Source organism: Streptomyces sp. NPDC051913 (assembly GCF_044593635.1).
Classification (GTDB): Bacteria; Actinomycetota; Actinomycetes; order Streptomycetales; family Streptomycetaceae; genus Streptomyces.
On sequence record NZ_JBIUCI010000005.1, the window covers coordinates 344310 to 369440 of the forward strand.

Consider the following 25131-nt stretch of genomic DNA (forward strand, 5'->3'; position numbering starts at 1 on the left):
GCGGAGGGGGTGGGGGCGATGAGGGGCGCTGGCGGATCGGGGCGGGGGAAAACCCCACCCCGGCGGGGCTACGGCAGGGTCGGCTGGGCCGCCGCCGTTGGGCCCTCTCGGCAGATCAGGAGTAGGGCTCGGTCGTCGTTGACGTCCTTTGCCACTGCCTCGATCAGGTGCCAGGCGGCGCCGTGGAAGCCGCCGGCTACGTAGCGGTCGGCTTCGCCGGTGAGGCGGTCTATGCCTTCCACGATGTCGCGGTCGGAGGTTTCCACCAGGCCGTCCGTGAAGAGCATCAGGACGTCGCCGGGGCGCAGCGAGCCCTTCACGGGGTCGAACTGGGCGCCGTCGTAGACGCCGAGGAGGGGGCCTTCCGCCGCTTTCTCCTCCCAGCGGCCACTTCCCGCGCTGAGTTGGAGGCCCGGGGGGTGGCCCGCGGAGTAGAGCTCGTAGTCGCCGGAGTCCAGGTCCAGGACCAGGTGGATGGAGGTCGCGAAGCCCTCGTCCCAGTCCTGGCGGAGGAGGTAGCCGTTGGCGGCGGGCAGGAACGCGTGCGGGGGCAGGGAGCCGAGGAGGCCGCCGAAGGCGCCGGAGAGGAGCAGGGCGCGGCTGCCCGCGTCCATGCCCTTGCCGGAGACGTCCGTCAGGACGACCTCCATCGTGCGGCCGCCGTTCGTGCGGGCCGCCACCACGAAGTCGCCCGAGAACGACTGGCCGCCGGCCGGGCGCAGGGCCATCTCGCGGTGCCAACCGGGCGGGAGCTTGGGGAGCTTGCTCTGGACGCGGATGCGTTCGCGCAGGTCGAAGAGCATGGTGCCGCCGCGCCGCCAGGGCACGCCGACCCGGCTGCGGAACTGGGCGATGAGCAGGCCGAAGAAGCCGCAGGCGGCGACCACGAGCACGATGCCGGGGGTGACCCGGGAGGGGCCTTCCGTGTACGGGCCCAGCTGCACCGACTCCACGATCAGTGCCGTCGCCGCCGCCGCGTACAGACCCAGCAGGCTCGCCGGGCGCAGCAGCAGCCCGCCCGCGACGATCGGCAGGACCAGCGCGGCCGGTGAACACCACACCGAGTTCATCAGCGTGGTGGCCGCGATCAGCGGGATCGTGAGGAGCAGACCGGCCAGTGCGATCCAGTCCGAGCCGTCCCCGCGGAAGTAGTCGACGGCGCTTCTGCGCAGGCCGACGCGGGCCCGGTGCCACTGCATCTTCAACCGGGCCGTGAACGTATCGGCTTCCGCGCGCCGCTCTCGTCCTGCTGCCATTAGTTCGGGACCCTATCCATCGGACCAGCTGCTTGGCACGGGAGGTCCCACTTGTCCCCCGTCCGAGGTTCAACTTCACAGTGAACTTCACGGAAAGCCACCCTGCGGCCACCAAGGAGAAATCCCCTGGCTCGTCCCGCAATGCCCTGGTAGGCATGGTCCATGGCTTCTGACTTCGCGACCGACCTGCGGGTGCTGCGGCAGGACGAATGGGACGAGTGGTACGACAACCTGATCCGGGCCTTCGGCGGGGTCGCGGAGGCGGCCGAGGAACGGGAGCTGTGGAACGGGCTCACCGAGCTCGACCGTTCCCTCGGCGCCTGGGACGGGGAGGTGTGCGTCGGCACGGCCGGGGCGTTCAGCTTCCGGCTGACCGTGCCGGGCGGCGCCTCGGTGCCGGCCGCCGGCGTGACCATGGTCAGTGTGGCGGCGACGCATCGGCGGCGCGGGGTACTGCGCTCGATGATGCGGCGCCAGCTGGACGACGTACGGGAATGGGGCTGGCCGCTGGCCGTGCTGACGGCGAGCGAGCCGGCGATCTACGGACGGTTCGGTTACGCGCCGGCGACGTTCCATGTCAGCGCCGAGATCGACACGACTCGGGTACGGCTGTCCGTCCCGCCCGGTACCGATGACGTACGGGTGCGGTACGCGCGGCCGGCCGAGGTGCTCGACGCGTGTGAGGCGGTGTACGCGCGGCTGGTGCCGCTGCGGCCGGGCATGGTCGCGCGGATTCCCGGGTGGGAGCGGCTCGGACTGCTCGATCCCGAGAGCAGCCGGGAGGGGGCGTCACCGTTGCAGTGCGTGGTCGCGGAGCGGGAGGGCGAGGTCGTCGGGTACGCCCGCTTCCATGTGAAGCCGGAGTGGGACACCGCCGGGCCCAAGGGGACGGTGGCGCTGCGGGACGTACAGGCGCTGGATCCGGCCGCGCACGGCGCGCTGTGGCGGTTCCTGTTCGGGATCGACCTGACGTCGAAGGTGCAGGTGCGGGGGCGGCCGGCCGACGAGGGCTGGCAGCAGTCGGTCTCCGACATCCGGCGGTGCGAGCTGCGGCTGCGGGACTCGCTGCACGTACGGCTGGTGGATGTGGGGGCCGCGCTGGCGGCGCGGACCTATCAGGCGCCGGTGGACGTGGTGTTCGAGGTCGAGGACGACTTCTGCCCCTGGAACGCGGGGCGTTGGCGGCTGAGTGGGGACGCGAAGGGGGCGTCCTGCGAGCGGACCGAGGACGCGGCCGATCTGGCGCTGTCCGTACGGGAGTTGGGGGCCGCGTATCTCGGCGGGGTGAGCCTCGCCGCGCTGGGGGCCGCGGGGCGGGTGCGGGAGCTGCGGCAGGGGGCGCTGACGGAGGCGGCGGTCGGGTTCGGCTCGGCCGTCGCGCCCTGGCTGCCGCACGGGTTCTGACGCCCGCCCTAACGGGTCTGGCAGCCCGGGCACCAGAAGAGGTTGCGGGCGGCGAGGTCGGCGGTGCGGATCTCGCCGCCACAGATGTGGCAGGGCATGGTGGCCCGGCGGTAGACGTACACCTCGCCGCCGTGGTCGTCGACGCGGGGCGGGCGGCCCATCGCCTCCGGGGTGTGCTCGGGCCGGACGGTGTCGATCCGGTTGTGGCGCACGCCCTCGCGCATGAGGTCGACGAGATCCCGCCAGATCGCGTCCCACTCCCGCGCGGTGACATCCTTCCCCGCGCGGTACGGGTCGATGCCGTGCCGGAAGAGGACCTCGGCGCGGTAGACGTTGCCGACGCCGGCGATGACCTTCTGGTCCATCAGGAGCGCGGCGATCGTCGTACGGCTGCGGGAGATGCGGCGGTACGCAGCCTGCGGGTCGGCGTCCTCGCGGAGCGGGTCGGGGCCGAGGCGGTCGTGTATCGCGTGCTTCTCGGCGTCCGTGATGAGGGCGCAGGTGGTCGGGCCGCGCAGATCGACGTACGACGTGGCGTTCGCGAGCCGCAGCCGGACGGTGTCCGTGGGCGGCGGCGCGGGGGCGTCGCCGAAGTTCACCTTGCCGAAGAGGCCGAGGTGGATGTGGACCCAGTCGGTGTCCCGGCCGGTGTCGCGAAAGCCCAGGAAGAGGTGCTTGCCGTGGGCTTCGGTACGGGTGAGTCCGGCGCCGTGGAGCAGGGCGGCGGCGTCGGAGAACTTGCCCTGGGGGCTGGTGACTCGGGGCGCCGTGCCAAAGAAGCGGTCGGCGTAGTCGGCCGCCAACCGGTGGATCGTGTGCCCCTCTGGCACGGTGCCTGTTCCTTCCAGCCCCCGGACCGGGGCGGTCAGCCCTGCTGCGGGTGGTGGGCCGGGATCGGCGGGAGGTCGCCAGTGGTCTCGTAGTCGGCCAGCATGTCGATGCGGCGGATGTGGCGCTCGTCACCGGAGAACGGCGTGGCGAGGAAGGTCTCGACGAACTTGGTCGCCTCGTCCTGCGTGTGCATCCGGGCGCCGACCGCGACGACGTTGGCGTTGTTGTGCTGGCGGCCGAGCGACGCCGTCTCCTCGCTCCAGGCGAGAGCCGCGCGTACGCCCTTGACCTTGTTGGCCGCGATCTGCTCGCCGTTGCCGGAGCCGCCGATCACGATGCCGAGGGCGTCGGGGTCGGCCGCCGTGCGCTCCGCGGCGCGGAGGCAGAACGGCGGGTAGTCGTCCTGGGCGTCGTAGATGTGGGGGCCGCAGTCGACGGCCTCGTGGCCGGCCGCCTTCAGCCACTCGACGAGGTGGTTCTTGAGTTCGAAGCCCGCATGGTCGGAGCCGAGATACACGCGCATGGGATGAGTGTGACATGGCTGTTTCGGGGCAGCAGCCTCGGGTGTCGGCCAGGAAAACAATGACCTGAACCACGGAAGCTCAAGGAAACCTCAAGTAACAATCTGGATTCGAAGGTTCATTTATTTATTTGCCTCTGATTCATTGAGTCGATCCTTATCGCCCCCCACACCTGGCACCAAAGGAACTACCCGTATGACTGGTCTCCAGGCCGGACTCAAGAACCGGCATCTGTCCATGATCGCCATCGGTGGTGTCATCGGTGCCGGACTGTTCGTCGGCTCCAGCTCCGGCATCGCCACCGCGGGACCCGGCATCCTCCTGTCGTACGCGCTCGTCGGCACGCTCGTGGTGCTGGTGATGCGGATGCTCGGTGAGATGTCCGCCGCGAACCCCACGTCCGGCTCCTTCTCCGCGCACGCCGACCGGGCGCTCGGGCGCTGGGCCGGTTTCTCCATCGGCTGGCTCTACTGGTTCTTCTGGGTCGTCGTGCTCGCGGTGGAGGCCACCGCCGGCGCCAAGATCCTCGAAGGGTGGATACCCGCCGTCCCGCAGTGGGGGTGGGCGCTCATCGTGATGGTGGTGCTGACCGCCACCAACCTGGTCTCCGTGGGCTCCTACGGCGAGTTCGAGTTCTGGTTCGCCGGGATCAAGGTCGTCGCCATCGGCGCGTTCATCATCATCGGCGGGCTCGCGGTCTTCGGTGTGCTGCCGGGGGTCGACGCCGACAAGGCGGGCCTGTCCAACCTCACCGACCACGGTGGCTTCCTGCCCAACGGGCCCGGCGCCATCCTCACCGGTGTGCTGCTCGTCGTCTTCTCCTTCATGGGCAGCGAGATCGCCACGCTGGCCGCCGGCGAGTCCGAGAACCCGCAGCGGGCGGTGACCAAGTCGACCAACAGCATCATCTGGCGGATCGGCGTCTTCTACCTCGGCTCGATCTTCGTCGTCGTGACGCTGCTGCCGTGGGACGACCCGTCCATCAAGGAGTCCGGCTCGTACGTCGCCGCCCTCGACTCCCTCGGGATCGCGCACGCCGGTCAGATCATGAACTTCATCGTGCTGACCTCGGTGCTGTCCTGCCTCAACTCCGGGCTCTACACGGCCTCCCGCATGGCCTTCTCGCTGGGCGAGCGGGGGGACGCGCCGAAGGTGTTCGCCCGCACGAACGCGCGGGGCGTGCCGATGGCCGCGATTCTCGCGTCCGTGCTCTTCGGTTTCGTCGCCGTCTTCTTCAACTACCTCTCCCCCGACACGATCTTCCTCTTCCTCGTCAACTCCTCCGGCGCGGTCGCTCTGTTCGTGTGGCTGGTCATCTGCTTCTCGCAGCTGCGGATGCGGAAGATCATCCAGGCCGAGGCGCCGGAGAAGCTGGTCGTGAAGATGTGGCTGTACCCGTATCTGACCTGGGCCACGGCCGGGTTGATCGTCTTCGTGCTCGGTTACATGCTGACCGACACGGAAGGGGCGAGCAGCGGGCGTACGACCGTGCTGCTGTCGTTGCTCGTCGCGGCGTTCGTGCTCGGTGTCGCCGTGGTCAAGGAGCGGATGCGAGGCCGGCGTTCGGACGTCGTCGGTGGAGCTGACGTGCAGGACGAGATCAAGGTGGGTTGAGGCACCTCGGGGTGCTGCTCGTTTCACGGTGCTGTGGATTCTCTACAGCACCGTGAAGCTGTTCTTGACCTTCTCGTACGTCTTGAGCGCCTGCGTCTCCGTCTGCGGCTGGTACCACGTGTTCACCTGGTACGACTTGCCATCCGCGTTGAAGCCGAGCAGGCGGGCGTGCCAGGGGACGCCCTTGAGCGTGAACGTGTACTCCCAGACCACCGCCGGGTGGCCCTGGAACTCCGTGTCCTCCAAGCGGATCTTCCGGTAGTCCTGCCCCTGGTGGGCGTTCTGTTCCGAGGTCCTCCAGGTGTCCATCAGGTCGCCTCGGGCGAGGGAGGACTTCGCGGCGAGTTCCTGGGTGCCGTCGGGTGAGGTGTAGTGCACCTCCGCCCCCGTCTTCACATCTCTGCGCCAGTCCTTGGGGGTTGCCCAGGCGAAGCCGCCGGCTTCTCGGTGGGCGCCGGGTGGGAGGGACTGGGGCCTGGAGGTGCCCTCGACTGTCGGGGGTGGGGAGGTGGGGGCGGTTGGGGTGGGGGTGCCCTGTGCCTCGTGCTTGGTGCCGGGTGAGTTGGCGTTGAGGAGGATCAGGGTCGTGATCACCGCGGCGGCTGTGGTGAGGGCTGCGGCGGTGAGGAGGCGGGTGCGGCGGTGGGGGTGCGGGCAGGGCCGTGGTGAGGGTCGCGGGGTCGGTCGTTGTTCGGTGACGGCTTCTGAGCGGATGAGGGAGATGCCGCCGTGTGCCTCTGAGGAGGCGTTGTGGGTGGGTACCAGTCCCTCGGCCCGGTCTGGGTTCCCACCCGGGCTGCCCGTGCGGCTCTCGTAGTCGGGTGCGGGTTCCCATGTGGGAGCGGACGTGGGTTCCTGTGCGGGCGTCGGGGTGGGTGGGGGCTGGGGGGTGTTCAGGAAGGGGGGTGTGGGGAGTTCCGGTCTGGGCCAGGGGAAGGCCGGGGTTGCCGGGTCCTGGAGGGGGCGCTCGTCCTCGGGGTGGGGCGGGGGTTCCGCCTCCGGTCCTACCTGGACCGTGGGGGTCGGGGCCGGGAACGCCACCGGATGGAGGGCCTCCTCCACCTCGTCCAGGCCCGGGCGCAGTTCCGGCTCCTTCTCCAGGAGGGCGGCGAGGACGGATCGTAGGGCGCCTGCTGTGGTGGGGAGTTGGGGCTCCTCGTAGAGGACCGCGTGGAGGGTTGCCAGCGTGGTGTCCCGGGAGAAGGGGGAGTGGCCGGCCAGGGCCGCGCAGAGGGTCGCGCCCAGGGACCAGATGTCGGACGGTGGGCCCTGTGGGCGGCCCGCGATGCGCTCGGGGGCCATGTAGTCGGGGGAACCGACCAGCATGCCGACCATGGTGAGCGCCTTGGCGTCCTGGATGGCCGCGATGCCGAAGTCCGTGAGGACGACGCGGTGGCCGTTGGCCTCCACCAACACGTTGCCCGGCTTGATGTCCCTGTGCAGGACGCCGCGTGCGTGCACCTGGCGCAGTGCCGTCACCAGGCCGATGCCGATCCGGGCCGCCTGCTGGGGGCCGAGCGGGCCGTCCTCCATCATCATGCGTTCCAGGGAGCGGCCCGCCACCAACTCCATGACGATCCACAGGCGTTCGCCCTCGTCCACGACGTCGTAGACCCGTACGACGTTGGGATGGTCGATGCGGGCCGTGGCGCGCGCCTCGCGCAGGGTGCGTTCACGGCGGGTGCGGGCGTCCTCGGCGTCGAGGCCGTCTATGCGCATTTCCTTGACCGCGACCAGCCGGTCCAGCATTTCGTCGGCGGCTCGCCACACCCGCCCCATTCCCCCCTGGCCGATACTCTCGACCAGGCGATAACGGCCCGCCACCAGGATCCCTGGCGCTCCGCCGCTCCTCGTGTTTCCCGTGTTACCCGTACTTCCCGTGCTTCCCGTATTCCCCGGCAATCCGTCGCACCCCCTCCACCACGCACCGGCCAACGCCTACTTCAACACAATGGTCACACTTCACGCCGTACCAGCATAGTGCGGAGAAATCTTGTGGTAGCTCTTCAAGTACTGCGAATTCAGGCGCAGCCAAGGGGGGCGAACATGAGTTCTCGTCGTATGACGACCATCACGGGATCGCTGGTCACAGCATCTTTCTCGGCCGTACTGATCCTTTCCGGCACCGCCGGCGCGGATGACCAGGGGCCCGGAAGCAGCAAGGGGGGAAAGGTTGTCGACGAGGCGCCGGACGGCGTGAAGCTGACCACGCTGCTGCCCGAACAGATCTCGGTCGACAACAAGTCCGAGAAAACCGACCTCACCGCCACCGTGAAGAACGAAGGGACCAAGGACAGCGGAAAGATCCAGCTTTTGGTCGTCGGTTTCGACGGCCTCACGGTCAATAGCGTTCAAGGATGCTCCTCGATTGCCGAAAGCGATCTGCCGGAGGGTTCGAACAGCGGTTTCGCCTGCCCGATCGACAATCTCGCGGCCGGTAAGTCGAAGTCGTACGCCGTGGACGCGTCGTTCGATCTCGACAAGACCGGAAAGATCTGTCTGCCGGTGCAGACCGGCGACGGGAAGAAGACGTACTGGCAGCAGGGACCGGTTCCGTTCGGTACGACGAATCCGTCGCCGAACGCCCCGGCCACCCCGCTGCTCCTCGGTACCGACAACAAGCCGGTGGCGCCCGGCGGCGACGCGTTGCCGAAGACCGGTGTCGCGCGTGATCTGCTCCCGGCGGGTGCGGCGGGCGCGGCCCTGATGGCGGCCGGTGTGGCCGGGCTGTGGTGGTCGACGCGTCGACCGCGGCAGGAGATCTGATCCACCGGAGGCATGACCTGACGGTGGCTGTCAGGTCATGCCTCCACCATGAGGTCCATCCCGCGGCCCGTACCGTCCGGGTACAGGCGGGTGTGCGGTGGGGGGAGGGTCCGCGCCGGGATCCGCGTTGTACTGGCGCTGCTCGGCGGCGGTCATCGGCTCGGGGTGGTCACCGAGTTGGAGATCGGGCTCGTCCCCGTGCGCACGCTGTACGGCGGTTCGCTCGCGTTCGACGGGCGCGAGGTCGATCCGGCGGACGCGCTGCGGGCGTAGGAGGCCTGGACGCGGACCGTGCCGGACGGGCTGACCTCGTCCTTCACCGCCGTACCGTACCCGGATCCGCCGGCGCTGCCGCCGCGTCTGCGCGGGCGGTACGTGGTGTCCGTGCGGGGCGCCCACACGGGCGAGGCGGAGAGCAACTCGTCGCCCCGCTGCGGGAGATCGGGCCGGTGCTCGACGACTCGCTGCGGGAGCTGCCCTACGCCGAGAGCCGCACATCCACAGCGACCCGGATTTCCCGCACGCCCACTACGGGGACAGCACGGTGGCGAGTGAGCTGCACGGGGAGGGCGCGGGCGCTGCGCCGAGACACGGAAGAGGCTCGCCGAGGTGAAGTCGACGTACGACCCGGCGAACCTCTTCGGTGAGGGTGACGACTCAGCGCTTGACGAGCTTCCACGCGCTCGGCAGCAGGCCCATCGCCAGGGCCGCCTTGAGGGCGTCGCCGAGCAGGAACGGAGTGAGGCCGGCCGCGACGGCGGCGGAGGCGGACATGCCGAGGTCGAGGGCGAGGTAGGGGACGCCGACGGCGTAGATGATCGCCTCGCCGAGCAGCATCGCGCCCGCCGTGCGCAGCACGGAGCGGTCGGCGCCGCGGCGGGCCAGCGCGCCGACGACGGTGGAGGCGAGGATCATGCCGAGGATGTAGCCGAAGGACGGGGCGGCCGAGCCGGAGGTGGCGCCCGCGAACCACGGCATGCCCGCGACGCCCGCGAGGGCGTACAGCGCGAGGGAGAGGAAGCCGCGCCCCGCGCCCAGCGTGGTGCCGACGAGCAGCGCGGCGAAGGTCTGGCCGGTCACCGGCACCGGGGAGCCGGGCACGGGCACGGAGATCTGGGCGGCGAGGCCGGTGAGCGCCGCGCCGCCGACGACCAGCGCGACGTCCCGGACACGGGAGGCCGGCAGCAGGTCGGCGAGGACCTGACCGGGGCGGACGGGGGCGACGGCGGTGCTCATGGGGACTCCGCGAGGTGGTGACGGGGACAGGACATCGCGACGCTATCCCGGGCGCCTCGCGTCGATCACCGTCAGCGGTCGACAAAGGCTGGAGCGGCGACTTGGTGGTCTCCATACAAAGGGTGTCGGTTACACCCGGTACGGCGTGATGCCGGTCACTGAGGCCGGGACGTTTCACTCACGTGTCGAGTGTGAACGGCGTCTGTAGGGTCCCACCAAATGCCGAGACGCGCTCTGGCCGGATCCGGTCGGCGCCCCCTACCCTTCCAGCCATGGTTGCCCAGGCCCTCTTCCTCACGTCGCGTCGCCATGTCGACCTGCGGCGTGTGAGTGCTGCCGCCTGTCGCCGTCCTGGGTGAGGCCCCGTTCCGGTCTCGCCCCTCGCGTACGGCGCAGAGTCGGACCGGCCCCCGAGGTGATCACCATGCCCACCCTTACGTCTACCCTGGCCCGCGCCGCCGACAGCGACCGGCGGCGGACCAGCGCGAGCATCGTCCTGCGGTCCGTGCTGGAGCACGGGCCGGTGGCGCGCTCCACCATCGCCCGGCTGACCGGGCTCTCGCCCGCGTCGGTGACCGACTACTGCGCCCGGTTCGCCCGGCTGGGGCTGATCGAAGAGGCCGCCGCGCCCCGGCGGTCGAACGGCGTGGGCCGGCCCCATGTGCCGGTCGACCTGGACTCGTCGCGGTTCGTCGTGGGCGGCGTCCATGTGGCGGTGCCCTATACGACGGTCGCGCTGCTCGATCTGCGGGGGCGCGTGGTCGCCTCGCGGGAGCTACGGCACACGGACGGCACCGATCCCGGGCCGGTGCTGGCACGGGCCGCCGACGGGCTGGGCGCACTGCTGGCGGCGTCCCCGGGGTGCCGGCCGCTCGGCGTCGGCTTCGCGGCCGGCGGCTGGGTGGACCGGGACACCGGGACCGTCGTCGAGCATCAGCTGCTCGGCTGGCGGGACGTGCCGGTGCGGGAGCTGATCGGCGCGCGCACCGGGCTGCCGGTCCATGTGGACGGGCACGCGCGGGCGTTGGTGAACGCGGAGCGGCTCTTCGGGCGGGCGCGCGGCAGCCTCAGCGTGCTGCATCTGTTCGTCGGCAACGTGGTCGACGCGGCCTTCGCCACCCATGACGAGGTGCACCACGGGCCGCGCTCCCAGGCGGGCGCCATCGCCCATCTGCCGGTGCCTGGCGGTACCGAGCCGTGCGAGTGCGGGCGCACCGGCTGCCTCCAGGCCGAGCTGAGCGAGCGGACGTTGTGCCGCAGGGCGCGGGCGGCCGGGGTGATCGCCGGGGTGAACCCGATGCATCTGGTGCGGGCGGCGGCGGACGGCGACCCGGTGGCCGTACGGCTGCTGGTGGAGCGGTCGCGGATGACGGGCCGGGCGGCGGGGCTGCTGCTGGACATCCTCAATCCGGAGGCCGTCGTCGTCACCGAGGTCGGCGCGATCCATCGGGAGGACTGCCTGGCGGCGCTGCGGGCGGAGGTCGGGACGGGGCGGGCGGGGTCGGTGATCCCGACGAGTTTCCCCGATTCGGTGCTCGCGGTGGCGGGTGGTTCGGTGGCCCTGGACGTGCTCTACCGGGATCCGCTGACCGCGTCACCTGAGGCTATTTAATTCAGAAACTCCGAATGTTGACAGGGGTTCCGTATGGCCGCGAGCATCGTGTTCATGAGCCCTCACCTGCACTGTCGCACCTTCTGTTGCTGACACCCTGCCCCGTGTGACGCGCTCGTTTCCGCCGCGTGAATTTATTTCCCGCCGCGTTTTGCCTTCTCTTTCATGTTTCCCCTGCACCAATTCAGGGAGTCCTCCCATGCCTTTTTCCCGTACGTCCGGCATAGACCGGCGACTCTTCCTCACCTCCGTCCTCGGCGCCGCGGCCGGTGTCGCGGGGCTGAGCGGCTGCGCCGAGTCCAGTGCCGCCACCGGCGGTGAGGGCGCCTCGACCGCGCCGCTCGCCGACAAGGTCCCGGCGGGGACGGCCCTGAAGGTCGCCTCGTATCAGGACACCCAGCAACTTCAGTTCAAGCTGGCCAAGTTGGGCGAACTGCCGTTCAAGGTGTCCAGCTGGGTCAACATCGGAGCCGGCCCCGATGTGATCAACGCGTTCCGCGCCAAGTCCCTGGACCTCGCCAACAACGCGGGTATTCCGCCGATCCAGGCGCACTACCAGGGCTTCGACGCGAAGATCGTCGCGATCAACATCACCCGCAAGCCCAACTACGTCTTCGCCACCAAGCCCGGCAGCGACATCAGGACGGTCGAGGACTTCCGGGGCAGGAAGCTCGCCTTCTCCCAGGGCCAGGCCCAAGGAGTCGTGCTGCTGCGGGCGTTGAAGAAGGCGGGCCTCGCCTACGACGACGTGAAGCTGGTCCCGCTGACCAGCAACCAGTTCCTCACCGCCCTCCAGTCGGGCCAGGTGGACATCGCCCCGCTCGGCAACACCCAGTCGCCCGCCTATCTCTCGCAGTACGAGGCGAAGGGCGCCCGGGTCATCACCACGGACGTGGTCGACCTGCTCAACCTGCTGTGGGCGCCGGCCTCCGTGCTGAACGACGAGGCGAAGGCCGCCGCGGTCGCCGCGTACATCCCGTTCTGGGCGAAGGGCCAGGTCTGGACGTACGAGAACCCCGACGTCTGGAACGAGGAGTTCTACGTCAAGACGCAGAACCTGACCCTCGCGCAGGCCCAGGGGATCACCGCGCTCGCCAACAAGCCGCTGTTCCCGCCGAGTTGGAGCGAGGCCATCAAGTGGGAGCAGGAGACCGCCGATCTGCTGGCGGAGGGCGGCTTCGTGAAGAAGTTCGACGTGGCCTCGCTGTTCGACCACCGCTTCGAGGGCATCGCCGCGAAGTCCGTAGCAGAGGAGTATCGCAAGTGAGCGCTGTGACCACGACGGCGACGGCTCCGGTCGTCACTCAGGCCCCGGAGACGGTACGGCGCCGGCGCCGCGGCCTCTCCCCCGGCAAGCGGCTGCCCGCCGCCCGCCTCGTCGGCCCCGTCCTCCTGCTCGCCCTGTGGGCCGCCGCCTCGGCCGCGGGCCGGCTGGACACCGCCGCGATCCCGGCACCCTGGACGGTCCTGGACACCGGCGCCCATCTGTGGACCGACGGGACCCTGCGCACCGACATCCTGACCTCGCTCCAGCGGGCCGCGTCCGGCTTCGCGATCGGGCTGGTCGCAGGGGTCGCGCTGGCGCTGGCGGCGGGGCTCAGCCGGGTCGGGGAGGCGCTGATCGACGGGACGGTGAACCTCAACCGGGCGATCCCCACCCTCGGTCTGATCCCGCTGTTCATCCTCTGGCTGGGCATCGGCGAGACCTTCAAGATCGCCATCATCGCGATCGTCGTCTACATCCCGATCTACCTCAACACCCATGCCGCGCTGTCCGGCATCGACAGCCGGTTCGTCGAACTCGCCGAGGTGCAGGGGCTGAACCGGTTCCAGTTCGTCCGGCAGATCGTCATCCCCGGCGCGCTGCCCGGATTCTTCGTGGGACTCCGGCTCGGCGTCACCGGCTCCTGGCTCGGCCTGGTCGTCCTGGAACAGATCAACGCCACCAGCGGCCTCGGCTATCTGATGTTCCAGGCCCAGAACTACGGCCAGTCGGACGTCATCCTCGTCGGGCTCGTCGTCTACGGCGTCTTCGGCCTCGCCTCCGACAGCGCGGTCCGCCTCATCGAAAGGAGGGTGCTGTCATGGCGACGCACACTGAGCAACTGACCCGCCCCGCCGTCCAGCTCCGGGGCCTCACCCGGTCGTTCGACGGGCGCACCGTCCTCGACGGCATCGACCTCGACATCCCGGCCGGACAGTTCGTCGCCCTCCTCGGGCACAGCGGCTCCGGCAAGAGCACGCTGCTGCGGGCCGTCGCGGGCCTCGACCACCAGGTGACCGGGAGCGGCCGGCTCGCCGCCCCGGAACGGATATCCGTGGTCTTCCAGGACTCGCGGCTGCTGCCCTGGCGCCGGGTCCTGGACAACGTACTGCTGGGCACCGATGGCGAGGACAAGGGGCGGGCCGCGCTTGAGGAGGTGGGGCTCGGGGGGCGGGAGCGGGCCTGGCCGAGCGAGCTGTCGGGTGGGGAGGCGCAGCGAGCGGCTCTCGCCCGGTCGCTGGTCCGGGAGCCCGAACTGCTGCTCGCGGACGAGCCGTTCGGGGCGCTGGACGCGCTGACCCGGATCAAGATGCACGTCCTGCTGCGGGAGCTGTGGGAGCGGCACCGGCCGTCCGTGCTGCTGGTCACGCACGACGTGGACGAGGCGATCGTGCTGGCGGACCGGGTGCTGGTGCTGGAGGAGGGGCGGATCGGCCTCGATCTGACCGTCGAGCCGCCGCATCCGCGGTCGTACCGCGATCCGCTGCTGAGCGAGTACCGGGAGCGGCTGCTGAAGGCGCTCGGAGTGACGGAGGACCACGCATGACCACCAGACAGCTGCACCTGAACGCGTTCCTGATGACCACCGGGCACCACGAGGCCTCCTGGCGGCTTCCGGAGAGCGATCCGTACGCGCATGTCGAGCTGGACCACTACGTCCGGCTGGCCCGGATCGCCGAGCGCGGCACCTTCGACTCCCTCTTCCTCGCCGACAGCCCCCAGCTGTGGGGCAGTGTCAGCCAGCGGCCCGCGGGCGCCCTTGAGCCGCTGACGCTGCTCACCGCGCTGGCGACGGCCACCGAGCACATCGGCCTGATCGCCACCGCGTCCTCGTCCTACAACTCGCCCTACAACCTGGCCCGCAAGTTCGCCTCGCTCGACATCATCAGCGGTGGCCGGGCGGGCTGGAACATCGTCACCACCGCCGGCGCCGAGGCCGCCCGCAACTTCGGTCTCGACGCGGAACCGGCGCACGCCGAACGGTACGCGCGGGCCGCCGAGTTCCTGGACGTGGCGCTGAAGCTCTGGGACAGCTGGGAGGACGACGCGATCGTCGCCGACAAGGCGACCGGTGTCTGGGGCGACGACACCAAGATCCACCCGCCCCGGCACGAGGGCACGTACTTCAGCGTGGGCGGCGCCCTCAACGTGCCGCGTTCCCCGCAGGGTTACCCGCTGCTGGTGCAGGCGGGGTCGAGCGAGGACGGCAAGGCGTTCGCGGCCCGGTACGCGGAGGCGGTGTTCACCGCCCAGCAGACCCTGAAGGACGCGCAGGACTTCTACGCCGACCTCAAGTCCCGGGTCGTCCAGGCGGGTCGGGACCCCGAGCACCTCAAGGTGCTGCCCGGCATCGTCCCGGTCATCGGCTCGACGGAGGCCGAGGCACGGGCGGCGGAGCAGGAGCTGGAGGACCACATCGTGCACGAGCACGGGGTGGCCAACCTGGAGCGGCTGCTCCAACTGCCGGTCGGCACCCTGGAGTTGGACGCCGAACTCCCCGCCGACCTGCCCTCCGAGGACGCGATCGAGGGCGCCAAGAGCCGGTACACGCTGGTCGTCGGACTCGCCCGCCGCGAGCGGCTCACCGTACGGCAGCTGATCGGCCGACTGGGTGGTGGGCGCGGGCATCTCACCTTCGCCGGAACGCCCGAGCAGGTCGCCGACGCGATCGAGCGGTGGTTCACGCTCGGCGCCGCCGACGGCTTCAACATCATGCCGGCCGTGCTGCCCTCGGGCCTCGACCTCTTCGTCGACCACGTCGTCCCGATCCTGCGCGACCGCGGGCTGCTCCGCGAGGAGTACGGCCCGCGCCGCACCCTGCGGGAGCGCTACGGCCTCCCCCGCCCCGCCAACCAGTACACCGCCACCCTGGTCTGAAAGGACTGACCGTCATGACGATCGACATCCGCAAGGTCACCGCCCACATCGGCGCCCAGGTCTCCGGCGTGGACATCGCCAAGCCGTTGGACGGCGAGACCGTCGCCGCCCTCCGTGAGGCCCTGAACATCCACAAGGCGCTCGTCTTCGACGACGTCGACCTCGACGACGAGGGCCAGCAGGCCTTCGCCCGCCACTTCGGCGACCTCACCACCGCCCACCCGACCGTCCCCGCCGTCGACGGCGCCGCGAACGTGCTGCCCGTCGACAGCGAGCAGGGCAGCGCCAGCCACTGGCACACCGACGTCACCTTCGTCCTCAACCCGCCGCAGGCCAGCACCCTGCGCAGCATCACGCTCCCGCCGTACGGCGGCGAGACCCTGATCACCAACTCCGCGGCGGCGTACCGGAGTCTGCCGGACCCGCTCCGCCGGCTGGCGGACACGCTGTGGGCCGAGCACACCAACGACTACGACTACGCCGTACCGGCCGAGGACATCGACGAGAAGAAGGCCGCCCAGCGCGCCCAGTTCACCTCCATCAAGTACCGCACCGCCCACCCGGTGGTCCGCGTCCACCCGCTCACCGGTGAACGCGGCCTGTTCATCGGCGGGTTCGCGCAGCGCATCGTGGGTCTGTCGGTGACCGAGTCGCGCACCCTGCTCGACCTGCTCCAGTCGTACGTCGTCAGGCCCGAGCACATCCTGCGCCACCGCTGGTCGCCGAACCAGCTGGTCCTCTTCGACAACCGCATCACCCAGCACTACGCCGTCGACAACTACGACCGCCAGGCCCGCCGTCTGCACCGGGTGACCGTCGCCGGGGACATCCCGGTCGGCATCGAGGGCAAGGAGAGCTACTCGGTGGAGGGCGACGCCTCGCACTACACGAGCGTGGCCGCCTAGTCACGGCCTGTACGGACGGTGTCCGCATACTGGGCAGCCTCTCCTCCTGACCGGAGAGGCTGCCCAGACTGTGGGCGTTTTTGCCCCCGCACGCCGTCTCACGCACTGGACGAATCGCTCTCATGTCCCGCACCACCGCCGCCCCGGCCCCACCCGAGCCCGGCGCCTCCCTCTCCCACGGCCTGAAGCAGCGCCATCTGTCGATGATCGCCCTCGGCGGGGTGATCGGCGCTGGTCTGTTCGTGGGCTCCGGCGCCGGTATCGCCGCGGCCGGGCCCTCGATCGTCCTCGCCTACACCCTCTCCGGGCTCCTCGTGATGCTGGTGATGCGGATGCTGGGCGAGATGTCGGCCGCGTATCCGTCCTCGGGCTCCTTCTCCGCCCACGCCGAGCGCGCGATCGGCCCCTGGGCGGGCTTCACCGCCGGCTGGTCGTTCTGGGTCCTGCTCTGCACGGCCGTCGGCCTGGAGGGCATCGGCGCGGCGAAGATCGTGACCGGCTGGCTGCCGGGGACGCCGGAGTGGGCGTGGGTGGCGCTGTTCATGGTGGTGTTCTGCACCACGAACCTCGCCTCCGTGAAGAACTTCGGCGAGTTCGAGTTCTGGTTCGCGGCGCTGAAGGTCGGCGCGATCGGCCTGTTCCTGGTGCTGGGGGTGCTGGCGATCGCGGGCGTCCTCCCGGGCACGGACTCACCGGGCGCCTCGCATCTGGGCGACCTCCTCCCCAACGGCAGCGAGGGCCTGGTCATCGGCATCCTCGCCTCCGTGTTCGCGTACGGCGGTCTGGAGACGGTGACGATCGCGGCGGCGGAGTCGGAGAACCCGGTGCGGGGCGTGGCCACCGCGGTCCGCACCGCCATGTGGCGCATCGCGCTGTTCTACATCGGCTCGATGGCGGTCATCGTGACGCTGGTCCCGTGGGACGCCGAGGCGGTGACGGCCAAGGGCCCGTACGCCGCCGCCCTCGACTCCCTCGGCATCCCGGGCGCCGGACAGCTGATGAACGTGGTCGTGCTGGTCGCCCTGCTGTCCGCGATGAACGCCAACATCTACGGTTCCTCGCGCATCGCCTACTCGCTGGTGCAGCGCGGACAGGGGCCGCGCGCCCTGGGCCGGGTCTCCGGCGGGGTGCCGCGGGTGGCCGTGCTGGTGTCCTCGGTGTTCGGCTTCGCCTGCGTGGTGCTGAGCTACTGGCGCCCGAACGACGTCTTCTCCTGGCTGCTCAACATGATCGGCGCGGTCATCCTGGTCGTCTGGATCTTCATCGCCGCCTCCCAGCTGCGGCTGCGTCGGCAGCTGGAGCGCGAGGCGCCGGAGAAGCTGACGGTACGGATGTGGGCGTTCCCGGTGCTGACGTGGGTGGCGCTGGCCGGGATGGCCGGGATCTTCGTGCTGATGGCACGGGAGGCGGACACGCGGGTGCAGTTGTACTCGACCGGCGTCATGACGGTGGTGCTGGCGGCCGTGGGCCATGCGTGGCAGCGCAGACGGGCCGCGAGCTGACCCGAACCGACCACCCGAAAGCCCCCGCGTGATCCACCCGGGGGCTTTTTGCTGTTAGCTTGTTGTTGCAAGCTACTTGCAACAAGCTCTTGAGGGGACCCTTCATGCCCGTCTACACGCTCCCTGAACTGCCGTACGACTACGCCGCGCTCGCCCCCGTGATCAGCCCGGAGATCATCGAGCTGCACCACGACAAGCACCACGCGGCGTACGTGAAGGGGGCCAACGACACGCTGGAGCAGCTCGCGGAGGCGCGGGACAAGGAGCAGTGGGGGGCGCTCAACGGGCTGGAGAAGAACCTGGCCTTCCACCTCTCCGGGCACATCCTGCACTCGATCTACTGGCACAACATGACCGGCGACGGCGGCGGTGAGCCGCTCGCCGCCGACGGGGTGGGCGACCTCGCCGACGCGATCGCCGAGTCCTTCGGGTCGTACGCCGGGTTCAAGGCACAGCTCACCAAGGCCGCCGCGACCACGCAGGGATCCGGCTGGGGCGTGCTGGCCCACGAGCCGCTGAGCGGCCGTCTCGTCGTGGAGCAGGTCTACGACCACCAGGGCAACGTCGGCCAGGGCTCCGTCCCGATCCTGGTCTTCGACGCCTGGGAGCACGCCTTCTACCTCCAGTACCGGAACCAGAAGGTCGACTTCATCGACGCCATGTGGGCCGTCGTCAACTGGCAGGACGTGGCCCGGCGTTACGAGGCGGCCAGGTCCCGTGCGGATGTGCTGCTGCTCGCGCCCTGACGGGTGTATGAATACGTCCTGCTCGTGATCGTCTTCTCACCCTTCACGTGGCAGGCGGAATGACGGAAGCCCCCGCGAGGACGTGACTCGCGGGGGCTTCCTTCCGTTCCGGCGGCGGCTACGGCTTGCGGCCCACGCCGCCGTGCTGGCCGATCGGCTCCGGGCGGGCGCCGGCGTCCGGGCGCCACAGCGGCACCGAGACGACACCCGGGTCCACCAGTTCCAGCCCCTCGAAGTACGCGGTGATCTGCTCGACCGGGCGCAGGAAGTACGGGACGGCACCGGTCTCGTTGTAGCCGTCCTGGGCCTGCTCGTAGTCCGGGTCGGTGCCGCGCGAGCCGTCGTTGACGCAGAGGTAGCTGCCCGAGGGCAGGCCCGCGAGAAGGCGGGCGACGAGGTCCCGGGCCAGGTCGTGGTCGGCGACGTGGCCGAGGATGCCGCTGAGGATCAGGGCGGTGGGCCGGGAGAGGTCGAGGGTCTTGCCCGCCTGGTCCAGGATGCGCTCCGGCTCGTACAGACTGAGGTCCTCGTAGGCCGTCACGCCCTCCGCGGTGGAGGTGAGCAGGGCGCGGGCGTGGGTCAGGACGAGCGGGTCGTTGTCGACGTAGACGATCCTCGACTCCGGGGCGATCCGCTGGGCGACCTCATGGGTGTTGTCGACGGTCGGCAGGCCGGTGCCGACGTCCAGGAACTGACGTACCCCCGCCTCCTGCACCAGGTACCGGATGCCGCGGCCGAGAAAGGCGCGGCTGCTGCGGGCGATGGTGACGATGCCGGGGAAGACGGCGGTGTACGCGTCGCCCGCCGCCTCGTCGACCGGGTAGTTGTCCTTGCCGCCGAGCCAGTAGTTCCAGATGCGGGCCGAATGGGGTACCGAGGTGTCGATCTCCGTCATGTGCCCATGGTGCTACGGAAGGTGCAGGTCGCACGGCACATTGAGGGAGAGAAGTGCGGCGGATCCCGCGGCGGTCACGCGGAGTTCGGTGATCGCCGCGTTCCGCAACCGCGGGAGGACCCGGCGGTACTCACTGAGCGGGATGGACAGCAGCTCGCACAGGACCAGCCGGAGCAGGGTGTTGTGGGCGACGACGAGGACCCGTTCGCCGGGGTGGTCCCGTGCGATGCGGCGGAGGGTCTCGGTGCCGCGCGCCGCCGCCTCCTTCGGGTCCTCGGCGCCGGGGAACGGGTTCGCCACCGGGTCGGTGCGGAACGCCTCCGCGGCGATCGGGTTCTCCGTGGCGAACTCGGCGAGGGTCCGACCCTCCAGCACCCCGAAGTCGCATTCGCGCAGGCCGTGTTCGGGGTGGGAGGTGAGGCCGAGGGCGCGGCAGGCGGGGGCGGCGGTGGCGATGGCCCGGGACACCGTGGACGTCCGGATCGCGTCCACGGGGTGCGCTGCCGCCCAGCGTCCGAGCGCCTCGGCCTGGGCCCGGCCCTCGTCGGTGAGGGCGATGTCGCTGACACCGGCGTAGCGGTTCTCGGCGTGCCAGACGGTCTGCCCGTGGCGGGCGAGGAGGAGGGTCGCGCTGCTCATGAGTCCGCAGTATCCCGGCCCAGCCGGGCGTGCGCATGCGCCGCGACCGGGGGCGGCAGCCAGCCGCGGGTCGTCAGTTCGTCCACCAGGCGGGTGTACGGCTCGGCGAAACGGGTCGTGCGGTCGGGGCGGGGGGTGACGACCGTGCGGACGCGGACCATGCGGTCGGCGATGTCCGGGAGGGTCTCTCCGGTGACACCGTGGGCCGCCAACGCGGCCATCCCCAGAGCCGGTTCGGTCTGCTCGGGCACCCACGCCTCGCGGCCCAGGACATCGGCGCGGAGCTGGTTCCAGTACGGGCTGCGGGCGGCGCCGCCGGTGAAGGAGAGGGGGCCGTCGAGGCGGGCGCCGAGGTGGTGGAGGTAGTCCAGGCAGAGCCGTTCGGTGAAGGCGACGCCCTGGAGGAGCGCGGCCCACAGGTCGGCCTCGCCCGCGGGCTCGCCGAGGAGCAGGGCCGTCGCCCCGGGGGCCAGGAAGGGGAAGCGTTCACCCGGGGAGACCAACGGGTAGGCGATGGCCCCGGCCGGTTCGTACCGCGCCGCCCGCTGGTCCATCACCGCCGGATCCGCCCCCGCGAACGCCGCCGTCAGCACACCGGCACCCACGCCGGAGGCACCCCCGGGCAGCCAACTCCCGTCGGGGGCACGGTGGTTGTAGACCACGCCGGTCGGGTCGTGGACCGGCGTCGGGGAGGCGCCCTTGAGGACCAGGGTGGTGCCGAGCACCGAGTTCCAGGAGCCCGCGCGCAGGGCGCCGGACGCGATCTGGGCCGCGCAGCCGTCCGTCATCCCGGCGACGACGGGGGTACCGGCGGGGATGCCGGTGGCCTCGGCGGCACCCGCGCAGACCTCGCCGAGGAGGGTGCCGGGGCGTACGACACCGGGCAGCGGCACCGGCGGGCCCGGGACGTCCGGCCAGACCTCGGCCGCCGCGTCGTATCCCGTCTTCAGGGCGTGACTGGAGTCGGTGGGGACGGGGCCGCCCGTGAGGTGGGCGGTGATCACGTCGGACTGGTGGGTGATGCGGCCCGGCCCATGGACCCGGCGGAGCCAGAGCGCCTTCGGCAGCCCCCAGGTGTTCTGCACCGCGAGGCCCGCCCCGCGCAACCGCTCCCCCTCCGCCCAGGCCCGCCCGTCGTCGTACATCAGCGCCGGGCTCACCGGCCGCCCGGCGTCGTCCGCGAGCAGCACGGTCCCGGACGTGCCGCACACCGCGAGGCCGCCGATCCCGCCGGAGTGATCGCGCAGGGCCGCCCGGGACGCCATGCACACCGCCGTCCACCACTCCCCCGGGTCCTGTTCGTGCCGTACGCCGTCACGTCGTCCCCGCAGCGGGGCCGAGCCGCTGCCGAGGACCGTGCCGTCGGCCGTGGCGAGCAGGGCGCGGACGCTCTGGGTCCCGAGGTCGATCCCGAGCCACGTCTCCTGCTCCATCCCGGCCTCCCGCACACAACGATCCGTGAACTTCTCACTCTGCCCCGAGATTTGGGCGCGCGCGAGGGATTGACGGCCATCTTCCGCCGTTACACCCTCTGTTATCGAGTCGACTCGACGTGTTACCCAGCACCTGGCCCAGCCCCACCTGGAGGTCATGGATGGACACGCACGCGCACGACCGACGACGTGTCCTCGCGCTCGGCGCCGCCCTGGCCGCGGGCGCCGAAGGGGACCAGGCCGACTTCTTCCCCGACCTCCTCCAGGCCGACCAGTGGTCGCTGAAGGCGGGCGCGCCGCTCGGCCGGGGCGATCCGGTACGGCCGACGGTCCGGCCTGAGAACCTGCTGCTGTTCGAGGCCGACCGGCCGCAGCGCCCAGGACGACGGATCGGGAAACGATGAACAACAGCGCACAGCAGGGTCCCGCGGCCCGCCAGTCCGCCATGGCCGAGCAGGTCCTCGCCGACGGCTCGGCGACCGCCGCGGAACTCGCCGAGCGGTTCGGGGTGAGCCTGATGACGATCCACCGGGACCTCGACGAGCTCGAACGGCAGGGAATCGTCCGGAAGTTCAGGGGAGGCGTGACGGCCCAGCCGTCCGGTGTCTTCGAGTCCAACGTGCAGTACCGCCTCAAGGCCATGCGCGCCGAGAAGGCCGCCGTCGCCGCACACGCGGTGGGGCTGATAGAGCCCGGCATGGCGATCATGCTGGACGACTCGACCTCGACCCTGGAGATAGCGCGGACGCTGCGCCTCGGCGAGATCACGCCCCTCACCGTCGTCACCAACTTCCTGGAGGCCATCAACCTCCTCTCCGACCAGCGTGGCATCCACCTCATGGCCCTGGGCGGCGACTACGACCCCCTGCACTCCTCCTTCCTCGGCGTCTCCTGCGTCGAGGCGATCGAGGCCCTGCGGGTGGACGTCTGCTTCGCGTCCACGTCGGCCGTGCACGGGGGGTACGCCTACCACCAGGAACAGCACATCGTGTCGGTGAAGCGGGCGATGCTCGACTCCGCCGCCCGCAACGTCCTGCTGATCGACCACACCAAGCTCGCCCGGGCCGCCCTGCACCGCGTCGCCCCCCTCTCCCGCTTCGACCTGCTCCTGGTCGACGACGGGGCACCAGCGGACGCGCTGCGCGACCTGGACGAGCACAAGGTTCGTTACGAGGTCTGTGTGACGAGGGGCGGCCATGACCTGGCTGGAACTACGTGAGTGGCGTGCGAGAACTACGCGCTGTACCCGCTGCTGACGGTGGCGGAGAACGGCCCACGGCGACCGGGTGCGGGTCGTGGCGGACCGGGATCTGACGCACGTCTTCGACGCCGAGACGGGAGACAGCCTGCGATGAGTGACCCCCTGCGGATCGTCGCGGCCGGCGACCACTTCGTACAGCCCCGGCTGATCGCCCGGGCCCTTGCCCATGAACTGCCCGAACAGGCCGTTGCCGTACGAGAACTGACCCTGGGCCGGCCCCTGGAGCCGTTCGGTCCGGTGGCCGAGGTCCAGGAGGCGTGCGGTACGCAGGACCAGGTCATCGCGGCCCTGGAGGACGGCGCGGAGGTGCTGGTCACCCAGATGGCGCCGGTCACCGAACGGGTGCTGGACCGCGCCGGGCGGCTGCGGCTGGTCGTGGTCTGCCGGGGCGGCCCGGTCAACGTCAACGTGGACGCAGCCAGGACGCGTGACGTTGGTCTACGACCCCTATGTGCGGGGCGAGATCCACGGGCTGCGCATGACGTCCCTGGACGAACTCCTCACCCGGTCCGGGGCGATCACCCTGCACGCCCGTCTCACCCCGGAGCCCCGGGGCCTGATCGGCGCCCGCGAACTGTCCCTCCTCCCGCCCGGCGCGATGGTGGTGAACGCGGCCCGCGGTCCCCGCTCGGCGACCGTGTCGTCCTCACCCCGCATCTGGGCGGCGCGAGCCGTGCGGTGGCCGAAAAGGCGGCGGCGACGGCAGCGGCGGAGGTAGGGCGCTGGGCCAGGGGGGAACCATTGGCGCACTCGCTGAGCTGACGGACCGAGCCATAGGGAGCCTTCGATGTACATCGGGATCGACGTCGGTACGTCCACGGTGAAGGCCGCCGCGTTCGACGGAGAGGGGCGGCAGCTGAAGGTCGCCGCACGGTCGGTGGGCCTCGGGATGCGTGACGGGTTCGTGGAGCAGGACATGCGGGAGGTGTACGCGGCCGTCGTCGCCGTCCTGGAGGAAGTGGGCGGTGAGGAGGTGGAGCTGGCCGGGCTCACCGGCCAGGGCGACGGTGTGTGGCTGCTGGACCGGGACGGGCGGCCCGTTCGGCCCGCCGTCTCCTGGATGGACGGGCGGGCCGCCGAGCTCGTCGACCGCTGGCTGGCGGACGGCACCTTCGAGACCGTCTTCCGCCGCACCGGCAGCGCGATGTTCCCCGGCTGTCCCGGCCCCCTGCTCGCCTGGCTGGACAGCCACGACCCGAAGCCCCTCGACAGGGCGACGGCGGCCGTCTACTGCAAGGACATGGTGTTCCAGCGGCTGACCGGGGCGCCCCGCGCGACGACCGACGTCTCGGACGCGTCGATGCCGTTCCTGGACCCGAGGACCCGTGCCTACGACAACCGGGTCGTGGAACTCCTCGGCCTGACCCACCGCCGCGGCCTGCTCGCCCCGGTCAGCGACCCGGTGGCGACGGGCGGGGCGAAGGGCGAGGGCCTGCCCGCCGGCACCCCCCTCGCCAACGGCCCCTACGACCTGGCGGCCTGCGCCCTCGGCGCCGGTGTCACCCGCCCCGGCGACGGCCTGCTCATCGTCGGCACCTGTCTGGCCGGCCTGGTCGCCACGACCGGCCTCGACCTGTCCGGCGAACCGGCCGGCCTCCACATCTCCACCGACCGCCCCGGCCACTGGCTGCGCGCGATGCCGGCGATGGTCGGCACGGCCGCCCTGGACTGGGTGCTGAAGACGACAGGCGTGGCCCACGACGAGGTCGACACCCTCCTCGCCGACACCCCGCCCGGCGCGCACGGCGTCCGCGTCCTCCCCTACTTCGCGCCCTCCGGCGAACGCGCCCCCTTCGTCGAACCCCGCCTCCGCGCCGAACTCAGCGGCGTCTGCCTGGAGTCGACCCCGGCCGATCTCGTCCGGGCCACCTGTGAGGGCATCGGCTACGCGGCCCGGCACTGCCTGGAGGCTGCGGGCCTGACCGGCACGCTGGCCGTGTGCGGCGGCGGCACCCGCAGCCCCGCCTGGATGCGGCTGCTGGCGGACGTACTGGGCCGGCCGCTACGGGTCGTCGAGGGTGAAGTGGGCGCGCGGGGCGCGGTGTTGGCGGCGGCGGAGCGGTACGGCATCGCCCTGGACACCGCCACATGGACCCGGCCGACGGCGGTCGTGGAGCCGGACGCGGGGCGGGCGGCGTACTACGCGAAGGGCTACGCCGACCATCTGGCACGGCTGGCCGTGGCCCGTGACCGGGCGCGCCGTTGAACAGTCCGCCGACGAAAGGGAATCACATGCGCCTGAGACGCCGCTGCCTGCTGCTCGCGGCGGTACCGGAGCCGGTGATTTCGGGGACGCGTTCGCCGAATACGCGCTGTACTACGGACTCGGGGTCGACGCGGTGGTGACCGCCCGCCACGGAGCCGCTGTC

At 70.9% G+C, this 25131-nt stretch carries 23 protein-coding genes and 2 pseudogenes; 17 read left to right on the forward strand and 8 right to left on the reverse strand.

Going from position 1 to position 25131, the window contains the following annotated elements; translation table 11 throughout:
* Positions 1 to 68: 68 nt before the first annotated feature.
* Positions 69 to 1256 (reverse strand): PP2C family protein-serine/threonine phosphatase, encoded by a 1188-nt coding sequence (locus ACIHIX_RS17555; protein WP_399956346.1) that lies wholly within the window; start codon positions 1254 to 1256, stop codon positions 69 to 71.
* A gap of 162 nt (positions 1257 to 1418) precedes the next feature.
* On the opposite strand from ACIHIX_RS17555, the gene ACIHIX_RS17560 reads away from it, so the two are divergent.
* Positions 1419 to 2660 (forward strand): GNAT family N-acetyltransferase, encoded by a 1242-nt coding sequence (locus ACIHIX_RS17560; RefSeq protein ID WP_399956348.1) that lies wholly within the window; start codon positions 1419 to 1421, stop codon positions 2658 to 2660.
* A gap of 8 nt (positions 2661 to 2668) precedes the next feature.
* On the opposite strand, the gene ACIHIX_RS17565 is transcribed toward ACIHIX_RS17560, so the two are convergent.
* Together ACIHIX_RS17565 and ACIHIX_RS17570 are read right to left on the reverse strand one after the other, a co-directional pair.
* Positions 2669 to 3490 (reverse strand): Fpg/Nei family DNA glycosylase, encoded by an 822-nt coding sequence (locus ACIHIX_RS17565; RefSeq protein WP_399956351.1) that lies wholly within the window; start codon positions 3488 to 3490, stop codon positions 2669 to 2671.
* 35 nt (positions 3491 to 3525) lie between these two features.
* Positions 3526 to 4014, reverse strand: coding sequence for a ribose-5-phosphate isomerase (locus tag ACIHIX_RS17570; protein ID WP_194076359.1), 489 nt, complete (start codon positions 4012 to 4014; stop codon positions 3526 to 3528).
* 193 nt (positions 4015 to 4207) lie between these two features.
* Here ACIHIX_RS17570 and ACIHIX_RS17575 point away from each other — a divergent pair, with 193 nt between their 5' ends.
* Positions 4208 to 5626: an amino acid permease gene (locus ACIHIX_RS17575; protein WP_399956355.1), complete on the forward strand. Its 1419-nt coding sequence runs from the start codon at positions 4208 to 4210 to the stop codon at positions 5624 to 5626.
* Between the two features lie 42 nt (positions 5627 to 5668).
* Here ACIHIX_RS17575 and ACIHIX_RS17580 read toward each other — a convergent pair whose 3' ends face one another.
* Complete coding sequence (locus tag ACIHIX_RS17580; protein ID WP_399957311.1) at positions 5669 to 7453, reverse strand: protein kinase; 1785 nt, start codon at positions 7451 to 7453, stop codon at positions 5669 to 5671.
* A gap of 219 nt (positions 7454 to 7672) precedes the next feature.
* On the opposite strand from ACIHIX_RS17580, the gene ACIHIX_RS17585 reads away from it, so the two are divergent.
* Both ACIHIX_RS17585 and ACIHIX_RS17590 read left to right on the forward strand, forming a co-directional pair.
* Positions 7673 to 8392 carry a hypothetical protein gene (locus ACIHIX_RS17585; RefSeq protein ID WP_399956358.1) on the forward strand — a complete coding sequence of 240 codons (720 nt, stop codon included), beginning with the start codon at positions 7673 to 7675 and terminating at the stop codon, positions 8390 to 8392.
* 138 nt (positions 8393 to 8530) lie between these two features.
* Positions 8531 to 8978, forward strand: a pseudogene (locus ACIHIX_RS17590) (FAD-binding protein); the annotation flags it as partial.
* Positions 8979 to 9049: 71 nt separating this feature from the next.
* Here ACIHIX_RS17590 and ACIHIX_RS17595 read toward each other — a convergent pair.
* The gene (locus ACIHIX_RS17595) at positions 9050 to 9628 is read right to left on the reverse strand and encodes a biotin transporter BioY (protein WP_399956361.1); all 579 of its coding nucleotides are present in this window, start codon (positions 9626 to 9628) and stop codon (positions 9050 to 9052) included.
* 272 nt (positions 9629 to 9900) lie between these two features.
* On the opposite strand from ACIHIX_RS17595, the gene ACIHIX_RS17600 reads away from it, so the two are divergent.
* The 9 genes from ACIHIX_RS17600 (at position 9901) to ACIHIX_RS17640 (ending at position 18534) form a co-directional block, all read left to right on the forward strand.
* Positions 9901 to 9987 carry a putative leader peptide gene (locus ACIHIX_RS17600; RefSeq protein WP_399957314.1) on the forward strand — a complete coding sequence of 29 codons (87 nt, stop codon included), beginning with the start codon at positions 9901 to 9903 and terminating at the stop codon, positions 9985 to 9987.
* Between the two features lie 65 nt (positions 9988 to 10052).
* Complete coding sequence (locus ACIHIX_RS17605) at positions 10053 to 11240, forward strand: ROK family protein (RefSeq protein ID WP_399956364.1); 1188 nt, start codon at positions 10053 to 10055, stop codon at positions 11238 to 11240.
* Between the two features lie 199 nt (positions 11241 to 11439).
* Entirely contained in the window at positions 11440 to 12507 is a 1068-nt protein-coding gene (locus ACIHIX_RS17610; RefSeq protein WP_399956367.1) for an ABC transporter substrate-binding protein, read from the forward strand.
* On the forward strand, positions 12504 to 13349 hold the full coding sequence (locus ACIHIX_RS17615; RefSeq protein WP_399956370.1) for an ABC transporter permease: 846 nt from the start codon (positions 12504 to 12506) through the stop codon (positions 13347 to 13349). Before ACIHIX_RS17610 ends, ACIHIX_RS17615 begins: the two co-directional genes overlap by 4 nt.
* On the forward strand, positions 13325 to 14050 hold the full coding sequence (locus tag ACIHIX_RS17620) for an ABC transporter ATP-binding protein (protein ID WP_399956373.1): 726 nt from the start codon (positions 13325 to 13327) through the stop codon (positions 14048 to 14050). The genes ACIHIX_RS17615 and ACIHIX_RS17620 overlap by 25 nt, the downstream gene beginning before the upstream one ends.
* A complete protein-coding gene (locus ACIHIX_RS17625) occupies positions 14047 to 15381 on the forward strand; it encodes an LLM class flavin-dependent oxidoreductase (protein WP_399956376.1) in 1335 nt (444 codons plus the stop codon). The genes ACIHIX_RS17620 and ACIHIX_RS17625 overlap by 4 nt, the downstream gene beginning before the upstream one ends.
* A 14-nt stretch (positions 15382 to 15395) precedes the next feature.
* Complete coding sequence (locus ACIHIX_RS17630) at positions 15396 to 16286, forward strand: TauD/TfdA dioxygenase family protein (RefSeq protein WP_399956379.1); 891 nt, start codon at positions 15396 to 15398, stop codon at positions 16284 to 16286.
* Positions 16287 to 16408: 122 nt separating this feature from the next.
* On the forward strand, positions 16409 to 17788 hold the full coding sequence (locus ACIHIX_RS17635; protein ID WP_399956382.1) for an amino acid permease: 1380 nt from the start codon (positions 16409 to 16411) through the stop codon (positions 17786 to 17788).
* A 104-nt stretch (positions 17789 to 17892) separates the two neighbouring features.
* Positions 17893 to 18534 (forward strand): superoxide dismutase, encoded by a 642-nt coding sequence (locus ACIHIX_RS17640; protein ID WP_399956385.1) that lies wholly within the window; start codon positions 17893 to 17895, stop codon positions 18532 to 18534.
* Between the two features lie 118 nt (positions 18535 to 18652).
* On the opposite strand, the gene ACIHIX_RS17645 is transcribed toward ACIHIX_RS17640, so the two are convergent.
* From ACIHIX_RS17645 to ACIHIX_RS17655, 3 genes are read right to left on the reverse strand one after another with little or no spacing between them, the layout of a single operon-like run.
* Positions 18653 to 19429, reverse strand: a complete 777-nt coding sequence (locus ACIHIX_RS17645) for an SAM-dependent methyltransferase (protein ID WP_399956388.1) — start codon at positions 19427 to 19429, stop codon at positions 18653 to 18655.
* Positions 19430 to 19441: 12 nt separating this feature from the next.
* Positions 19442 to 20068 (reverse strand): histidine phosphatase family protein, encoded by a 627-nt coding sequence (locus ACIHIX_RS17650; RefSeq protein ID WP_399956391.1) that lies wholly within the window; start codon positions 20066 to 20068, stop codon positions 19442 to 19444.
* Positions 20065 to 21501, reverse strand: a complete 1437-nt coding sequence (locus ACIHIX_RS17655) for an FGGY-family carbohydrate kinase (RefSeq protein WP_399956393.1) — start codon at positions 21499 to 21501, stop codon at positions 20065 to 20067. Before ACIHIX_RS17655 ends, ACIHIX_RS17650 begins: the two co-directional genes overlap by 4 nt.
* Before the next feature lie 161 nt (positions 21502 to 21662).
* Between ACIHIX_RS17655 and ACIHIX_RS17660 the strand changes: the two genes are divergently transcribed.
* The 4 genes and pseudogenes from ACIHIX_RS17660 to ACIHIX_RS17675 all read left to right on the forward strand — a co-directional run bounded on the left by ACIHIX_RS17660 (position 21663) and on the right by ACIHIX_RS17675 (position 24968).
* Positions 21663 to 21905 (forward strand): hypothetical protein, encoded by a 243-nt coding sequence (locus ACIHIX_RS17660; protein WP_399956396.1) that lies wholly within the window; start codon positions 21663 to 21665, stop codon positions 21903 to 21905.
* Positions 21902 to 22720 (forward strand): DeoR/GlpR family DNA-binding transcription regulator, encoded by an 819-nt coding sequence (locus ACIHIX_RS17665; RefSeq protein ID WP_399956399.1) that lies wholly within the window; start codon positions 21902 to 21904, stop codon positions 22718 to 22720. The genes ACIHIX_RS17660 and ACIHIX_RS17665 overlap by 4 nt, the downstream gene beginning before the upstream one ends.
* Positions 22721 to 22852: 132 nt before the next feature.
* Positions 22853 to 23524 (forward strand): annotated as a pseudogene (locus tag ACIHIX_RS17670) (NAD(P)-dependent oxidoreductase).
* A 25-nt stretch (positions 23525 to 23549) separates the two neighbouring features.
* Complete coding sequence (locus tag ACIHIX_RS17675) at positions 23550 to 24968, forward strand: FGGY family carbohydrate kinase (protein WP_399956402.1); 1419 nt, start codon at positions 23550 to 23552, stop codon at positions 24966 to 24968.
* The last annotated feature ends 163 nt before the right edge of the window (positions 24969 to 25131 follow it).

Bases quoted from the DNA above. Each gene is read 5' to 3' on its own strand.
- ACIHIX_RS17555 (WP_399956346.1), bottom strand. From the start codon at position 1,256: ATGGCAGCAGGACGAGAGCGGCGCGCGGAAGCCGATACGTTCACGGCC.
- ACIHIX_RS17560 (WP_399956348.1), top strand. From the start codon at position 1,419: ATGGCTTCTGACTTCGCGACCGACCTGCGGGTGCTGCGGCAGGACGAA.
- ACIHIX_RS17570 (WP_194076359.1), bottom strand. From the start codon at position 4,014: ATGCGCGTGTATCTCGGCTCCGACCATGCGGGCTTCGAACTCAAGAAC.
- ACIHIX_RS17575 (WP_399956355.1), top strand. From the start codon at position 4,208: ATGACTGGTCTCCAGGCCGGACTCAAGAACCGGCATCTGTCCATGATC.
- ACIHIX_RS17585 (WP_399956358.1), top strand. From the start codon at position 7,673: ATGAGTTCTCGTCGTATGACGACCATCACGGGATCGCTGGTCACAGCA.
- ACIHIX_RS17595 (WP_399956361.1), bottom strand. From the start codon at position 9,628: ATGAGCACCGCCGTCGCCCCCGTCCGCCCCGGTCAGGTCCTCGCCGAC.
- ACIHIX_RS17600 (WP_399957314.1), top strand. From the start codon at position 9,901: ATGGTTGCCCAGGCCCTCTTCCTCACGTCGCGTCGCCATGTCGACCTG.
- ACIHIX_RS17605 (WP_399956364.1), top strand. From the start codon at position 10,053: ATGCCCACCCTTACGTCTACCCTGGCCCGCGCCGCCGACAGCGACCGG.
- ACIHIX_RS17610 (WP_399956367.1), top strand. From the start codon at position 11,440: ATGCCTTTTTCCCGTACGTCCGGCATAGACCGGCGACTCTTCCTCACC.
- ACIHIX_RS17620 (WP_399956373.1), top strand. From the start codon at position 13,325: ATGGCGACGCACACTGAGCAACTGACCCGCCCCGCCGTCCAGCTCCGG.
- ACIHIX_RS17625 (WP_399956376.1), top strand. From the start codon at position 14,047: ATGACCACCAGACAGCTGCACCTGAACGCGTTCCTGATGACCACCGGG.
- ACIHIX_RS17630 (WP_399956379.1), top strand. From the start codon at position 15,396: ATGACGATCGACATCCGCAAGGTCACCGCCCACATCGGCGCCCAGGTC.
- ACIHIX_RS17635 (WP_399956382.1), top strand. From the start codon at position 16,409: ATGTCCCGCACCACCGCCGCCCCGGCCCCACCCGAGCCCGGCGCCTCC.
- ACIHIX_RS17640 (WP_399956385.1), top strand. From the start codon at position 17,893: ATGCCCGTCTACACGCTCCCTGAACTGCCGTACGACTACGCCGCGCTC.
- ACIHIX_RS17645 (WP_399956388.1), bottom strand. From the start codon at position 19,429: ATGACGGAGATCGACACCTCGGTACCCCATTCGGCCCGCATCTGGAAC.
- ACIHIX_RS17650 (WP_399956391.1), bottom strand. From the start codon at position 20,068: ATGAGCAGCGCGACCCTCCTCCTCGCCCGCCACGGGCAGACCGTCTGG.
- ACIHIX_RS17655 (WP_399956393.1), bottom strand. From the start codon at position 21,501: ATGGAGCAGGAGACGTGGCTCGGGATCGACCTCGGGACCCAGAGCGTC.
- ACIHIX_RS17660 (WP_399956396.1), top strand. From the start codon at position 21,663: ATGGACACGCACGCGCACGACCGACGACGTGTCCTCGCGCTCGGCGCC.
- ACIHIX_RS17665 (WP_399956399.1), top strand. From the start codon at position 21,902: ATGAACAACAGCGCACAGCAGGGTCCCGCGGCCCGCCAGTCCGCCATG.
- ACIHIX_RS17675 (WP_399956402.1), top strand. From the start codon at position 23,550: ATGTACATCGGGATCGACGTCGGTACGTCCACGGTGAAGGCCGCCGCG.